The 15,939-nt window shown below is 43.1% G+C and carries 12 protein-coding genes; 4 read left to right on the top strand and 8 right to left on the bottom strand.

Annotation, left to right across the window (positions count from 1 at the left end):
• Positions 1–2,994 carry a response regulator gene (locus I3248_RS05685; RefSeq protein ID WP_238062889.1) on the top strand — a complete coding sequence of 998 codons (2,994 nt, stop codon included), beginning with the start codon at positions 1–3 and terminating at the stop codon, positions 2,992–2,994.
• On the opposite strand, the gene I3248_RS05680 is transcribed toward I3248_RS05685, so the two are convergent.
• The 8 genes from I3248_RS05680 to rpmH all read right to left on the bottom strand — a co-directional run bounded on the left by I3248_RS05680 (position 2,984) and on the right by rpmH (position 10,794).
• The gene (locus I3248_RS05680) at positions 2,984–3,658 is read right to left on the bottom strand and encodes a riboflavin synthase (protein WP_238062888.1); all 675 of its coding nucleotides are present in this window, start codon (positions 3,656–3,658) and stop codon (positions 2,984–2,986) included. The two genes, I3248_RS05685 and I3248_RS05680, sit on opposite strands and share 11 nt — an antisense overlap.
• 650 nt (positions 3,659–4,308) lie before the next feature.
• Entirely contained in the window at positions 4,309–5,364 is a 1,056-nt protein-coding gene (ribD, locus tag I3248_RS05675; RefSeq protein WP_238062887.1) for a bifunctional diaminohydroxyphosphoribosylaminopyrimidine deaminase/5-amino-6-(5-phosphoribosylamino)uracil reductase RibD, read from the bottom strand.
• A gap of 155 nt (positions 5,365–5,519) precedes the next feature.
• The gene (gene nrdR / locus I3248_RS05670; protein WP_025645312.1) at positions 5,520–5,984 is read right to left on the bottom strand and encodes a transcriptional regulator NrdR; all 465 of its coding nucleotides are present in this window, start codon (positions 5,982–5,984) and stop codon (positions 5,520–5,522) included.
• A 127-nt stretch (positions 5,985–6,111) separates the two neighbouring features.
• Entirely contained in the window at positions 6,112–7,524 is a 1,413-nt protein-coding gene (gene mnmE / locus I3248_RS05665; RefSeq protein WP_238062886.1) for a tRNA uridine-5-carboxymethylaminomethyl(34) synthesis GTPase MnmE, read from the bottom strand.
• Positions 7,525–7,718: 194 nt separating this feature from the next.
• Positions 7,719–9,401, bottom strand: coding sequence for a membrane protein insertase YidC (gene yidC / locus I3248_RS05660; protein ID WP_025645316.1), 1,683 nt, complete (start codon positions 9,399–9,401; stop codon positions 7,719–7,721).
• A 307-nt stretch (positions 9,402–9,708) separates the two neighbouring features.
• Positions 9,709–10,107, bottom strand: a complete 399-nt coding sequence (gene yidD / locus I3248_RS05655; RefSeq protein ID WP_269117147.1) for a membrane protein insertion efficiency factor YidD — start codon at positions 10,105–10,107, stop codon at positions 9,709–9,711.
• Between the two features lies 1 nt (position 10,108).
• Complete coding sequence (gene rnpA, locus I3248_RS05650) at positions 10,109–10,480, bottom strand: ribonuclease P protein component (protein WP_238062884.1); 372 nt, start codon at positions 10,478–10,480, stop codon at positions 10,109–10,111.
• A gap of 179 nt (positions 10,481–10,659) precedes the next feature.
• Positions 10,660–10,794: a 50S ribosomal protein L34 gene (gene rpmH, locus I3248_RS05645; RefSeq protein ID WP_007394757.1), complete on the bottom strand. Its 135-nt coding sequence runs from the start codon at positions 10,792–10,794 to the stop codon at positions 10,660–10,662.
• Positions 10,795–11,476: 682 nt separating this feature from the next.
• Here rpmH and dnaA point away from each other — a divergent pair.
• The 3 genes from dnaA (at position 11,477) to recF (ending at position 15,620) form a co-directional block, all read left to right on the top strand.
• Positions 11,477–12,976 (top strand): chromosomal replication initiator protein DnaA, encoded by a 1,500-nt coding sequence (gene dnaA, locus I3248_RS05640; RefSeq protein WP_201610998.1) that lies wholly within the window; start codon positions 11,477–11,479, stop codon positions 12,974–12,976.
• 195 nt (positions 12,977–13,171) lie between these two features.
• Positions 13,172–14,347: a DNA polymerase III subunit beta gene (gene dnaN, locus I3248_RS05635; RefSeq protein ID WP_025645323.1), complete on the top strand. Its 1,176-nt coding sequence runs from the start codon at positions 13,172–13,174 to the stop codon at positions 14,345–14,347.
• A 25-nt stretch (positions 14,348–14,372) separates the two neighbouring features.
• Positions 14,373–15,620 (top strand): DNA replication and repair protein RecF, encoded by a 1,248-nt coding sequence (gene recF / locus I3248_RS05630; RefSeq protein WP_238062883.1) that lies wholly within the window; start codon positions 14,373–14,375, stop codon positions 15,618–15,620.
• The last annotated feature ends 319 nt before the right edge of the window (positions 15,621–15,939 follow it).

The raw sequence follows: 15,939 nt of genomic DNA, 5'->3' as shown, positions 1-15,939 counted from the left end.
ATGCAAAATTTTCAGTCTCTAAAACGCCTACTGCTCTTTTATACTTTGACCTTAGTGATCCTATTGTCTTCGTATTATGCAGCGCTTTATATGGAGCTTAGGCATCATAGCGAGAGACGTAGTCTGGATATTTTTAATAATTTGCAGTATGACGTGACTGAACATGCAGCGATAACCAATGACGATGTCGAAAACATACTAAAAAAGCCTTATTTCCAAGACATCAGTTATCAGCTGATTTTTATGCTGCCCTCAGGTCAGACATATATCTATAATCACACGCGCCCAAATGAGACTGCGCTTGTTGCTGTTAGTTTTCCAGCGACCACCTCCAATGCAAAAAACTTGTATCAACTAGACAACCAAACGCTCAGAGCGGATATTAGCCTTAAAGGAGGGTATCAGCTCTACCTTGTTTTGCGCCATCATATACCGGATATCAACTGGACATCTTACCGCTATTGGCTACCGTTGATAGCCGCTCTTGTACTTTTTATAATAGCGCTACTTTATATGCTTCGCCGTCAAGCGAACTGGCAGCAGCTGCTACTTTATACTGACACTCTAAGTGAGGATGCTAAGGAAGCCTATACCCCAGCACCTTTTCCATTAGAGAAGACTACCTCTGAATTTTTACGCTTAGGGCATGCGCTTAGCCGTATTAAGTATCAGTTGCATCTTGACCATCGGCGCATCAACACCCTAAGACACCGCTTGGAGCGTTTGGTGGATGGCGCGCCGCTACCTATGCTGACGATCACCCGGCAAGGACAAATCAGTTTTTTTAACCCACGTTTTGAGCAGGTTTTTGCTACCGTTTTTCAAAGTGAAGTCAGTTATAGTTTAAGCGACTTTTTGACAGGTAGTGACAAAGCCACGCAGCAACTATTATTAGATCTTAGCGCTGAGCGCGTCACGCGTACACTACTGGTTTATGGTCTAGAGAACAACCAGCCTTATCAGCTGCATCTCTCTCCTTGGTTCGGCGCGCATGGTCAAGTTCGCGGATTTACGGCGCTGCTGAATAATGTTAATTCCTTTGTCAAGAAATGCGAAGATCTACGTCTAAAAAATCACACCCTTGAGAGTCAAGCCAAATCATCTACTGAGCTTAGATCTGTCATCGGCCATGAGCTACGTACACCGCTAAACGCTATTATCAGTACATTAGACTTGGTAGACAAGGACAGTTTGACCACCGCGCAGCGCGAGACTTTAGCCATTCTCACTCAGTCTAGTCACTCTATGCTGACTATGCTGAATGATATGCTCGATATGGCCAAGATAGAGGCCGGAAAAGTAGATATCCTTAACGAATCTACTGATATCTTTAAGCTTGGACAGCAGGTTAACGATCTGATGATAGGCAACAGCCGTCGTCGAGATATCGATATGTTGTACTATTTTGAGCCTCATTGTCCTCGCTATATCACGACCGATGGCCAGCGCCTATGCCAGATACTATTGAACCTTATGGACAATGCCGTTAAGTTTACCGATAGTGGTTATGTGGCGCTCATTGTAGAAGCGGTAACGACGCAAGAAGTGGCTGAGCTTGACCCAGCCCCGTTGAATAAGCTCAGCACCGCAAACGCTGCTATCAGCGCGCCAGACTCCGCGTCTAAAACGTCTACGTCTAACGCTTTGCCTCATACTCAAGATAGTACTCGTGTTAGTAGTCGCGTTAGTACTCAGGATAGCGATTGTAGGTGGATTCGTTTTAGGGTTAAAGATACGGGCATCGGCATGACAGCGACGGAGCAGCAGCAATTATTCGCCTATTTTAATCAAGCCAATCCCCAGATCACAAAAACGTTTGGCGGTACCGGGCTAGGTTTGGCTATCTCAAAAAGCTTTGCGCAGCTGCTTGGTGGTTTCATTGATGTTGAGAGCGCAGCGGCATGCGGCAGTACTTTTGATCTGTATATCCCTTGTCATACGCCTATTTATCAGCCGGTCTATCATTTTCATCATAGCTTGCTTAGCATTCATCTAATCGCAGTTGTCGATCAAGCGCTACGCGAGACTTACTTGCAGCGTATCGGCGATTATTTGTCGATGACTATCAGTGTTTATAACGAATTAAATGCAGCAACGCTAGCTCATCTAGAGCAGGAGCTTACGCCCAGTGAGCCAAGCTTGATGCCTATACTCTTGTTAGATTATGAGTTTTATGAAGAATATAATGCTACGCGAAGCTCCTCTTCAAAGACAATCGAGGATATACCTGGCGACGATCGCTCAGACACTGACCCTGATGATACACTGCCTGATGCCTTATCTGAAGCATCGTCTGATGCTAGCAATGCCCTAGATGCAATCATTAATAATAGCACTGCAACAAAGATTCTGCTAAGTAGGAAGCCCGAGCGCGGCATACCTGCAGCGTTGCTAGAAAAGTTTGATGGCTTCTTAGACAAACCTATCAATATTACCTTAATGCTCTCTGAGCTGATACGCTTGTCTCAGTCTCAGTCTCAGTCTCAGTCAGCAGCGCCGCAAATATCAGAGCCAGCGCCAACAGGATTACAAACAGAGAAAACAAATTCTGCCAGCGAAAATTTAGCAACTAAAGACCAACAAGCTAACGCTGAAATGGTTAAACAAACACTTGCTGAAACGAAGGCTACTACCCCGCTGATACTAGTCGTAGAAGACAATCCAATCAATCAAAAAGTCACTTGCAAGCTTTTATCTAAGCTCAACTATCGCAGTGTGGTTGCAGAAAACGGTGAGCAGGCACTCGCTTTATTAAAGACGCATCGTCAAGAGGTTGCGCTTATTTTGATGGACTGCCGTATGCCGGTGATGGATGGATTAGAAGCGACGCAAGCTATCAGAGATGCAGGCGATGATATTGCTATTATCGCCTTAACTGCTAATGACAGCGCCGAGGATAGAGTGAACTGCCAACAAGTAGGCATGAACGAGTTTTTGACTAAGCCGGTGCAAAGAGACAAACTCCAAGACGTACTGCAACGATTTATTTCATAAAGCCATTATCTGCCAAAAAAGCCTCAGTGATATCCGTTTGCGGGTTAGAGATAGTATTCGCTGAGCGGTTGTCTTTGTTTATTAAGCGCTCTAGATAGCGTGCCACGATATCGACCTCGATGTTTACTTTATTCCCTAACAGCCAATGTTTGCCAATATTTGTCACTTGTGCGGTATGCGGAATGATGTTTAAACTGACGATATTATCGCGGACTAAATTAGTGGTTAAGCTAATACCATCTACTGTAATTGAGCCTTTGGTTGCCGTATAATGCGCCAGCTCCTTTGGAATCTCGATCTCAATGTAGATGGAGCGCGCGTCCTTTTCTACTTTATTAATGACGCCAACACCATCCACGTGCCCTGCGACAATATGACCACCGAACCGTGTTGTCGGCAGCATAGCCTTTTCTAGATTGACAATATGACCGGATTTTAGGGACTCTAATGCTGTACGAGCGATAGTTTCACGTGAAACATCTACCGAATAATAATTACTGCCCATAGCGACTACTGTCAGACAAATGCCGTTCGAAGCTATAGAATCGCCTAATTTCACATCACTGAAGTCTAAGTCATCAGACTCTATAGTCAGGCGAATGTCACCACCTACAGGTTGCATAGATTTGACATGACCAATACTTTCGATAATTCCTGTAAACATATGACCCTCTTTCTCTATAAGATTATGGTATTAGGGCGTGTTGAATATTCAACCATGGCACTGACAGAGACTATTTTTTTAGGCGATTTGCAGATAAAAATGGTAAGTTTAGTCATTCTAAGCGTCTATTTTTATCAATAAAGCGGCAAAAAATAGTCCTGTCCCTGCAGGCTGATGCTAAAATCGCCCTAGTCGTTGCGAAAATCTAGCCAATGCAATAAGCATTACCTGCAATTTTCACTTAGACTAGAACTATTTTAGCGATCAGCAGTGCGCATTTGTGAATGTTCAACACGCCCTAAATAGAACTGACTTAGTTATCCTTAATTGAGCAAATAATATCATTTTCAATGCTGGGGATAACAAGGCTAAGCTGTGGATAACTTAATAAGGTTATAGCTATTTTCACGTGAAACTAAGCATATTTAAGAAGTTATCCACAATAAAGGCGCTGTTTTTCGATTTACTTCTAACCGTTTTTAGTTATAGTCAACCAATTGATTTAGCTAGTATTTTTTCAAAATAATGATCATTTTTTAATAAACAATGTTTCATATGAAACAAACTAGTATAAGTTATCCACACTTTACATCAGTTTCATGTGAAACAGTGAGGCTGGTAGTATTTATCCCCATCTTATTAAGGGGCTGCTATAAAGGTTGTAAAGTCAGCTTTAAGTCGCTGCCAACTAATTTAGACTCAGTATATTGAAAGCGTAGCTGCTGCGCCAAGGACAATGGGTTCACTTCAACCATAGCTCGTGCTTGCGACCCTAAGACACAAGGAGCTTGATAAACAACTAACTCATCGACCAATCGCTGATTAAGAAAACTACCAGCCACACTAGCCCCCGCTTCTACTAACACTTCGTAGCACTGATATTCGCTAACTAAATGCTTAAGCAGACTCAGTAGATCATCCTCGCGCCAATATAGCGTTTGTTGCTCCTGACATAACTCATAAGCGGAGTCAGCAGCATATATTAAGCGCTGACGCCTATCGAGCACGACAACTAAAGGCTGAGGAACTTGCCCGATATCAACTCCTAACTGCGATGAGCGCACATTGAGCTTTGGGTTATCGGCGATGATAGTTTGACTACCGGTAATGATGGCGCCGCTTCGCGCTCTAAGCCTTTGCACGTCTTCGCGAGCAGCAGCACCCGTTATCCATTTCGACTCTCCATCTGCCATCGCAGTACGGCCATCTAAGCTCGTCGCTATTTTTAGCCGGACATAAGGCAGTTGCGTGCGCATCGCTTTTAAGAATCCAAGGTTTAGCTGCTCTGCTTGCTCCTCTAATATGCCTATAGTGACCTCTATGCCTGCCTGCTCTAACAGTGCTACTCCGCGTCCCGCCACTTGAGGATTGGGATCGAGACCGGCGATGACGACACGCTTGAGTCCGGCATTTATCAACGCAAGCGCACAAGGCGGCGTACGCCCGGTATGACTACAAGGCTCTAAAGTGACGTAAGCAGTTGCTGCTTTTGCCTGCGATCCTGCTGCTCTTAAGGCGAATACTTCGGCATGCGGCTCGCCAGCTTTTGGGTGAAAGCCTTGTCCAACAATCTCCCCTGACTGCACTATAACGCAGCCTACTGCAGGGTTAGGCCTAGTGGTGTACAGTCCTTGTTTAGCCTGTTCAATAGCCAACATCATAAAGTAGTTATCTTGGGCATGCTGCGCATGATCGGATATAGACATAATAAAAGCTTAGTGTGATTGGAGTGGGTAAAGGTATTGGCAAGCTTGTTGATAAGTTTGTTAATAAATAATGACGCTGTTAAACCTATAAAAGTGTTTCACGTAAATAAAGCACATGAAGCTGATAGTAAAGCCAGTCACAGAATAGCAGCTAACTAATCGTTTTTATCAGCAGGACGTATATTAGCCAGTTCTTGCTGAAAAGCATCGATGTCTTGAAAATCACGATAGACACTAGCGAAACGCACATAAGCGACGTCGTCTAAGACTTTTAGCTCACTCATGATAATCTCACCCAACACTTTACTACTGATTTCACGCTCACCCATCTGTCTGACGCGCTTTTCGATACGGCTAATCATCGCCTCTTGCTCATCAGTGGTAATCGGACGCTTCTGCAGCGGCAATAAAATAGAGCGACGTAGTTTTTCATTGTCATAGGGCTCTATTTTGCCACTAGATTTGATAATACGCGGCATCACCACTTCTACCATCTCAAAGGTAGTAAACCGCTCTTGACAGCTACTACAGAGCCTACGGCGACGCACCTGCGCCCCTTCTGCAGCTAAGCGTGAGTCCATCACCTTGGTCTCTGAAGCGTTACAATAAGGGCAATGCATAATTTATCCTCTCCAATTCTAGCCATTATATTTGCTTGAAAGCTACAGCGACTTCACGCAAAAGAGTATGATTATAATGGTGTGCTACTGGTATGGTTGTTACGTTAACTTATCTGCCCATGCGGATTTATTTACCAATACAAAAGCTGCCGAATATCTTACCCAAAAGATCATCGGCGCTAAACTCACCGGTGATCTCACCTAAGCTGCCTTGTGCTTGTCGTAGGCTCTCAGCCACTAACTCTCCTGCCTTAAATACTATTAGTTGCTCATGAGCTTCTGATAAATAGCTAGCAGTACGTCTTAAAGCGTCTAGATGCCGAGTACGGGCGATAAGACTATTCTCAGGTGGGTGAAAGCCCACTTTAGCACATAACGCGTCTACTAAGTCTTCGATACCCGCACCTGTTTCACATGAAACATCGATCTGCTCATAGCCTTTATCCTGCATCTTAATTTGTGCATCTGTTAATAGACTATCGCTGCTAGACGTCGCTAATAAGTCGCTTTTATTAGCAATAATCAACAGACGCTTAGCTTCTGGTAACTCGCCGAACAGTTGCTCTGCAAGTTGTAATGGCGTGCTCTCGCCTTCAATATCACGAGTCACATCATAGACCAGTAGCAAAATATCAGCTTGCATGATAGCCGTACGGGCACGCTCAATACCGATACGCTCGACCGTATCTTCAGTGTCACGTAGACCAGCAGTATCAGTCAAATGCAAGGTTAAGCCATTAAGTACTACAGTCTCACTTAGCGTGTCACGCGTAGTGCCTGCGACTTCGGTGACGATAGCGCGCTCTTGACCAGCAAGGCGATTGAGCAGGCTTGATTTACCGGCATTAGGTCTGCCCGCTAACACTACGTGAATACCATCTCGCAGCATTTGGCCTTGCTTAGCGGTCGCTAGTACTTGCTGTATTTGAGCTTGGGTTTGTTCAAGCTTGTCTTGGATTATCCCGTCAGATAAGAAATCAACGTCCTCTTCATCAGGAAAGTCTATCGCCGCCTCGACGTGTAGACGCAGGTGAATAAGCTGCTCTAATAGCTGATTGATTTTATCTGAAAACTCACCACTCAATGAGCGAATAGCGCTGCTTGCAGCGGCAGCACTAGTAGCATCGATAGCGTCAGCGATGGCTTCGGCTTGCACCAAATCTAGCTTATCATTATCAAAAGCGCGGTAAGAGAATTCTCCTGCCGTCGCCTGCTTAGCGCCTAGCTCAAACACTCGAGCTAATAGCAAGTTCTGTAGTATTACCCCGCCATGGCCTTGAAGCTCAATGACATCTTCGCCCGTAAATGAGTGCGGAGCTTTAAAATATAAGACCAAGCCTTCATCGATGATAGTACCGTCAGCCTGATAAAAGCGGCAAAAACTCGCTAGACGCGGTGTAAAACTACTTTTACCGGTTAATTGACAAGCGATGTCATAAGCTTTTACTCCAGATAGACGAATAATACCGACACCGCCGCGCCCTAATGGCGTAGCGATAGCCGCAATCGTAGTCAACCCTGATTGAGCTTTTACTGGCATTTGCATAGCATTTACAACCACTCTCAATAACCAAAACCTCTATTATAGACGCCTTATCTAATACTGACAAAGTAAAGTTGAAATAGGCCGTCTCGATACTCTCGCTTTGCTTAGTAAACAATCATAATAAACTCAGCTATAAAAAAACCACCGCCTAAGCGATGGTTTTAGATGACTACATCATCAGAACTTAATTAACTTAGCACCTTAACGGTACGACGTTTTTGTTCTTCTTCCACTTTCTTATTGACGATATATTGCTGCGTCATACTAAACAAGTTGTTCACTGTCCAGTACAGTACTAGACCCGCTGGGAAGAACAACATAAAGGCGGTAAAGATAATGGGTAAAAACTTCATCACCTTAGCTTGCATTGGATCAGCAGGCTGCGGATTTAACTGCTGCTGGATGTACATCGAGACGCCCATTAATAACGGTAAGATGAACCAAGGATCCATTGCAGATAAATCTTGAATCCATAAAATCCACGGCGCGTGACGCAGCTCAACACTCTCAACCAGTACCCAATATAGCGCTAAGAAGATAGGCATCTGCATCAAAATCGGCAGGCAACCCGCCATCGGATTGACTTTCTCTTCCTTATAAATACTCATCATCTCTTGCGACATCTTCATCCGATCGTCGCCATGCTCTTCTTTTAGAGCCGCTAAGCGCGGTGCCAACGAGCGCATCTTCGCCATTGAATAGTAGCTCTTATTAGAGAACCACATCAGCGATATCTTCACTAAGATAGTCAGTACAATAATAGACCAACCCCAGTTGCCTAATACTTTATGAATACCATCAAGAATAGCAAAAAGTATCTTCGATATCGGCCACAATAAACCATAATCGACAGTTTGATTCAGACCGACAGCAACCTCTTTGAGCTCAGACTGTACTTTCGGACCGGCATATAAAGTGGCGTCTAAAGTTAGCTGCTTATTTGCAGCAATATTGACAGGCTGACTATTAAAACCGATGAAATAGTCGTTACCTGTCTCGCGGCTGAAGAATTGACCGGTGAAGTTGTCCGGTGTCCAAGCCGATACAAAGTAATGCTGGACGATACCAACCCAGCCCTCATCACTAGCAACATTGAGCTCATCATTACTAAACTTGTTGAACTTAAGCTTATTGTACGGATCATCCGGCGTACCCCAAGCACCGCCTAGATAAGTCGCCATACTCAGCGCGCCTTTATCAGACATTCCAGGATCTTTGCTATCATCACGTTTGAGCTGAGCAAACATCTGCCCTTGCCACGGCTGCTCTGATCTGTTTTGAATCTGATAGCTAACATCGATGGGATATTTGCCATGAGTGAAAGTATACGTTTTCGTTACCGTGACGCCATCTTGTTGATAAGTTAACGGTACTGATAAGGTCTGTTGCCCCTCTTTCATCGTATAGCTATCAGCTGCAGAACGATAACTGGCTCGGCCATCAGCAGTATCGATACCGTTTGGACCGATTAAGCCTGACTGAGCAACATAGACACGATTACTATTATTCTCTAGTAACACAAAAGGCTCATCGCTATCGAGCGTCGCATCGTATTGCTTTAGTGCAGCATAAACAATGTCGCCGCCTTCAGGATTGATCTTGAGATCATAACGATCGGTGGTCACAGAGATAAGATTGGTGTCTTGCGCCGGAGTAGTGGTCGCAAGACCATTGTCAACCGGTATCGTCTGTGCCGGAATGTCACCTGCAGCGCCAGTGGTAGAGGGGATATCACCTCCTACTGTAGTCGCCGCGTTCGGCGTCGTTTCTACAGCTGGCGCATCAGCATAATCATCTCGCCATGCCAAAATCAGCAGATAAGCGGTAATTAGCATCGCAATGATGATCATTACCCGTAATATCTTTTGCATAAACCTGTCCTAGATTAAATATTAGGGAACTAAAATTAAAGCACGCATCACGATTACTCACTAAATCGTGAATCGTGATGCTAGCAATAGCAGTGTTAGCAATCATTAACATAAAATGTGCATTATTTTACTAAAAATTAAGCCTAAATGATACCAAGAGTGTGGATAGGCTGGGGATAACTGAGCATAACTGGGAGTAACTTGGATAGATTGTGGATAACTATCGAGATATGAGTATCTCTGGGATAAGCTGTGGATAACTATAACAAGTTATTGAGATGAAAAGTTATCCATATCTAAGACTTTTTTAGCGCATAAGGTAGTTTAGCCGTGCGACATAGCTACTGTTATCGCGATAGACGCTACTAGTTAGTCGACGACTATTAGCGTCATTTAACTCATTTTTCTCATCTGTTCCTGTCAAAGCTGAACATAGAGGCTTGTAGTGATAGCTAGCTAAGGGAATAGGAACAAAGTCAACGCCATGCCCACCCCAAGGCTGACAGCGGCCAAGGCGTTTTAGTAACAGCCAACCTCCTTTCCAAACGCCATGCCAAGCGAGCGCCTGCTTGCCATAATTCGAACAAGTAGGGTAATAGCGGCAGCGTGCTGGTAGCATCGGACTTATTATCTTTTGATAGATATTAATAAAATTTAATAAAATAAAATAAAAAGCCCTATTAACTAAAATCTTTAAATAAATCATTTTATTTTTTTTCGATTTTTTTAAATATATTATTTATCTCTTTTATCAACTCTTTATTTTCTAATCCTTTTATAGATTTTTTAACAAAAAAAACGATATCTTTGTTTTCTAGATTATCCGCTTGCTTACGAAAACTTTCTCGAATTAAACGTTTGAGTAGATTACGACTCACCGCAGTAGGTACTTTACGCTTAGTAATCGCCATCCCAACCCGAGGCTGCTCAAGAGTGTTGCTGCGTACAAAAGCCATAAGATGACTTTGATGGAGTTTACGCTCAGGAGCATCGAACACCTCACGAAAAGCCGCTGGAGTGAGTAGGCGCTGCTCTTTAGTAAAGCAGAAGGTCTCGGTAGCTAAAATAGGGTTGGACATAGTAAGGCCTAAAATGAGAGCTCTACGATAGTTATGAAATGAGCAACTACCGCAGCGTTTGATGAGGGTCTTAAGTATAAATTAGATACGAAATATAGAGACAAAAAAAGCGCCAATATAGGCGCTTTTAATAGATGGCTATCTCTCAGTTATAGTTATCTGCTGAGATTATCTGCCAATTACACAGTAAGACGATGACGTCCTTTAGCGCGGCGACGTGCCAATACTTGACGGCCTTTTTTCGTGGCCATACGTGCACGGAAACCGTGAGTACGTTTACGCTTGATCACGCTGGGTTGGAATGTACGTTTCATAACTCACCTATCAAAATAATGGACTAAATTCAAAATAATGCAGGATTATACCATTGTCACAAATTCAGGTCAACGAACTAATGCATTGTTTTCCTAGCGCTTTTGATCGTTACGCTGTTGATAGATTCCAATAGAGCTCAAAGCGCTCTTTTAGTGTCGTTAAAGACGTTAACAAAAGAGACTTTGCTAGTTATCTGCGTCGTTCTAGTCGTTATTATTACAGTTACTTTTGTCACTGTTTTAAAAAGTTATCCACAGATTTCAGCGTTCTCTATAATAATTAACTATTAATATATATAAGTATTGTTGTTATTGGGAGCCGGTTTTTCTGAGGATAACTCTACTATAATGTTATTTATCAAAACGATAGGCTATGGGTAACCCTGTGGATAAGCTGTGGGTGAAATGTGGGTAAGTTAAGGTTGTGAGTTATCCCCAAAACTGTCCACAGAGTTATCCCCAAAATATGGGATGTTATCCACAGGCCGTTTATGGTAAATTAGCCGTCTTAGGCTACCGAGGTTTCTAGCAAGAGATCTATTTAAATTGTTATTACTAAGCTTGCAGATATCAGTCCTTATTAAGAAGTGGTAGCTAGGATTTTTGGCTGTGAATACTGCTATTATTTTAAATATAAGCGCTAAGGTACTTGTTGAGTACAAGCTAATGAGGTTGGTTTTTTATGATAGACACGGCGACACTTTGGGATAAATGCTTGGACGATTTACGTTATCATGTCAAAGATAACGTCTTTACGATGTGGTTAAGACCTTTGTCTGCGCATGAGGAAGCGCAAACCCTTGTTATTAGAGCGCCTAACGATTATTTTGTTTCTTATATTAAAAAAAACCACTTAGAAGACATTCGTCAACTGGTCGCTAAACACAGTCAAGGTAGTATTATTGACGTGGTAGTCCGTGTCGATAATGCCAACCAGAGCACTCAAGTCGAAGATCAGAACCATGCACAAGGCGCTACAGATATCAACTCTAGCGAACATGCCAACTCTCAAGATACTTCGTTTAATAACGACCCTCATCTCCCCTCCCCTACCCCAGCGTCATCAAAAAATAATACTAGTAACTTTGGTTCTGACCCTAAAGTAGATGCTGGAAATAACCAACAATATGCAGCGTCCAATGACTCTGCTGATGCAAAGTCTCTTAGCTATCTAAACCCTGAATTCACCTTTGAAACCTTTGTCACCGGCAAGTCGAATAACCTCGCCTACAAGGCTTGCTACGAGCTGAGCAAGCGTCAATCAAAAAATAGGCATAATCCTTTATTCATATATGGCCCTTCAGGTCTGGGAAAAACACATTTAATGCATTCTGTTGCTCAGCGCTATGTGAAAAATAATAGAAGTTTTTATTATTTCACTTCTGAGAAGTTTATTAATCAATTAGTATATTCTTTAAGAAATAATAAAATAGAAGATTTTAAAAAGAAAATAAAAAAAGTGGATTTATTAATTGTTGATGATATTCATGTATTAGCTGGAAAGACAAAAAGTAGTAATGAGTTTTTGACGTTATTTGCAGATTTCACTAGTGGCGATAAACAGCTTATTCTGGCCTCGGATCGTCATCCGTCACAAATGACTGAATTTGATGAACGCTTTCGCTCGAGGTTCTCTTGGGGATTGACAGTTGCTGTCGAGCCTCCTGAGATTGATACTCGCGTACAGATATTGCAAAGAAAGGCTGCTTCTTTTGGGATGATACTACCCAAAGAATGCGCTTTGTTTATCGCACAGAATGTAGTCTCTAATGTGAGAAGGTTGGAAGGTGCACTCAATCAGGTATTTGCCAACTCTAATTTGACTGGAGCTCCAGTGACGCTTGAGATGGTACAGTATGCGCTCAAAGATATCGTGGCTATGCGCGTACAAGCGGTCAATATGGATAATATCCGCAAAGTAGTCGCTGAATACTACGATATCAGCGTCAAAGATCTAATGGGCCGCAAACGTACTCGTAGTATCGCCAGACCACGGCAAATAGCGATGGCACTGTCTCGGGAGTTGACAGGTGATAGTTACCCAGATATAGGTCAGTCTTTTGGTGGCCGCGATCATACAACGGTTATGCATGGCTGCGAAAAAGTAGCGCAGTTACGCGCTGAGGATCCTACGGTAGACAAAGACTACAAGGCGCTAGCGCTGATGCTACAAGCCGGATAACGTGAATGAGTTAGATAACACAATAAGCAGGAACAGGCAAAACAGTAGCGCGGTATTTTAGCGACTAAATATAGTTTATAATGAGTACTATTCAATCACTTAAACTTAAGGTCATTCTAAGGATAGATGTCTTAGCGATATCACTTTGAGCCTAAACTCCTAAAAAACAGATTTTCTAAAATAAGAGTACCTAGCATGCAATTATCGATTAATCGTGAGTCGTTATTAAAAGCTATTAACTTAATCGCTAAGGCCGCTGATAAGCGCCATAATATGGTGATTTTGGGTAATATAAAACTGCAACTCTCTGAGTCTGAGCTGATACTGACCGCTTCGGATCTAGAAGTTGAGCTGACTTCCAAACTTAAGCTGCCTGCTGGTGCTTGTATTGAAGCGGGTACAACGACTTTGCCAGCGATAAAGCTAAAAGATATCTGCAAATCGTTACCCGCACAAGCGCAGATCAATCTGACGACGCAAGAAAACGAGCGCTGCTTACTCACGAGTGGTAAAAGCCGCTTTACTTTAGGCACTCTACCAAGCGAGGACTATCCGAGCTTAGGGAATCCTGAGAATATCACTGCCTTGACGATTAGCCGTAGCCGACTGATAGATCTTATTCATAAGACTCAGTTTGCGATGGCGATTCAGGATGTTCGCTACTATTTGACTGGTATGCTTTTTGATGTGTCGCAGCAGCAGCTAACCACCGTAGCGACTGATGGTCACCGGTTAGCGCTAGCGCGTAGTGTGATCGATATCGATAGCGATTTGAATATGCAGGCAATTTTGCCGCGTAAGGCAGTGATTGAGCTTGAGCGCTTGGCTACTGAGCTGGGTAAGATGCTAGGAGATAAGGACAATAATGTTACCTTAAGTTTCGGTCGTGAGTTTTTGCAAGTGAGTCTACCGTTCGGTGAGGTTGATAGCACCGGACAAGTCAGCACGGACTTGATGGTCACTTTTACCGCGCGTCTGATTGATGGTAAGTTTCCTGACTATCGCCGAGTTATGCCTAGTAATACTGATAAGCTGGCTCTGTTTAGTAAAGAAAAGATGACTGACGTACTGCGCCGAGTGGCGATTTTGAGTAATGAGAAGTCACGCGGAGTAGTATTTAACTTTGCTAGCGATGGTATGGTTGAGATACGAGCTAACAATGCCGAACAAGACGAAGCGGTGGAGATGGTACAAGCTAAGTATCAAGGCGAGCCTATGGAGCTGTCTTTTAACGCCGCTTACTTGCAAGATGTGCTCGGCGTGGTACAAGGCGATGTACAGATGCATATGAGCCAATCTAACGCCTCGGTGCTAGTCAACCAGCTAGGCGATGAGTTCCATCAATACGTTATTATGCCGATGCGTATCTAAGCTTGATAAGGTTTTCGTAATCATTATGATTGAACGTTTACAAGCGACAGACTTACGTAACCTTCAACAAGTCAAACTGCAAGCAGCAGCATGTAATGTCATCATCGGAGAAAACGGTAGTGGCAAAACGTCGCTGTTAGAGGCGATATTCTTATTGTCACGCGGTAAGAGCTTTCGTCATAGTCAGCCTAAACGCTATGTTCAGCACCATAGGCCATCGGCCATTGTCCATGCTGTCTTAACCGACGGCGCTAGTTTAGCGATTCAAAAGCAGACTGACGCTACTACCGTCCTGCGCCTCAATCAAAATACCGTGTATAACCAAAGTATCCTCACCGAACAACTACCCACATTACTGATAGACCCCTCATCAATGGACATGCTCGAGCAGGGCAGTGCGAGTCGTCGTCAGCTACTCGATTGGTTAGTGTTTCACATGAAACAAAGTTTTCATCCCCAGTGGATAGCTTATCAGCGCTTATTAAAACAGCGTAACAGTTTACTTAAGCAAAGTAGAAGTCTAACCCAAGTGCAATTAGCAGAAATTAAGTCCTGGAATAAAGCTCTAGCTAACCATGCGGCACTTATTCATCATTATCGTGAGCAAGTATTTCTAGCTTGGCAGCCTTATTTTGAGAAAAGTATAGCGCAGCTGCTACCGTCTTATGCTCAGCAAATCAGTCTAAGCTACCATGCAGGCTACGATGTCGCGATACCACTAGATTTACAGTTAGACGAGCGTCTTGCCCAAGATCTACAGCTTGGCTATACTCGTATCGGTAGCCACCGTGCCGATATTCATGTGCATTGGCGCTCCCAGAGTGAGATGGGTATAAAAGATGAGAAGTCTAAATCAGTAACGGAGTATCAGACGGGCACAACTGAGCTGTCTGCGTTAAAAGAGCAAAAGCTACCTACGTTAAAAGAGCAAGCTGCGAACGTCTTATCCCGCGGCGAAAAGAAGCTACTTATTACCGCATTACGCCTGTCGCAATTACCACTATTGCTCAACGATGACTCTGCTGAACAATCGGCCAGTCAAAACCTGCAAACTGATAACCAAGCCATAACTACACCAGTTGTACTATTAGATGATATCACCGCTGAACTAGACGATAGAGCGATAGATATCTTATTATCCACTTTGGCTAAGCTGCCTTGTCAGGTGTTTATGACTAGCTTGACGGCCGATGTGTTACCGATAGTCAATCAATATTGGTCGTCTCCCAATATGTTTCACATGAAACAAGGTGAGTTGACACCTTTTGAATGACTTATGGGTTTTATTAATTACAGATCTAATTGAGCTTTACTCATTTAATCTGTTTATTGTCTTGTTTTTATAACTATACAGCCTGCTAGTAACTACTAATTGTAGATTATAATCCTAATCACTCAATTACAGACAAAGCTGCTGTCAAAGACACTGCTAAAGGTGCTATAAATCACCAGTAAACAGTGACTTACAGCCAAAAAAATGTTAAAATAAGGCTTTATATTTGCCCTATTTTCAGCGACTATTCTATAGCTTTTATTTCATAATTTTTATTACCAATAAGGTGCTAAATTACTGGTAATAAGACCGTGGAAGT

Source organism: Psychrobacter sp. Ps3, assembly GCF_022129275.1.
GTDB lineage: Bacteria > Pseudomonadota > Gammaproteobacteria > Pseudomonadales > Moraxellaceae > Psychrobacter > Psychrobacter submarinus.
The sequence above is the reverse complement of the archived record's forward strand: the minus strand, read 5'-3'. Positions and strand labels throughout refer to the sequence as shown.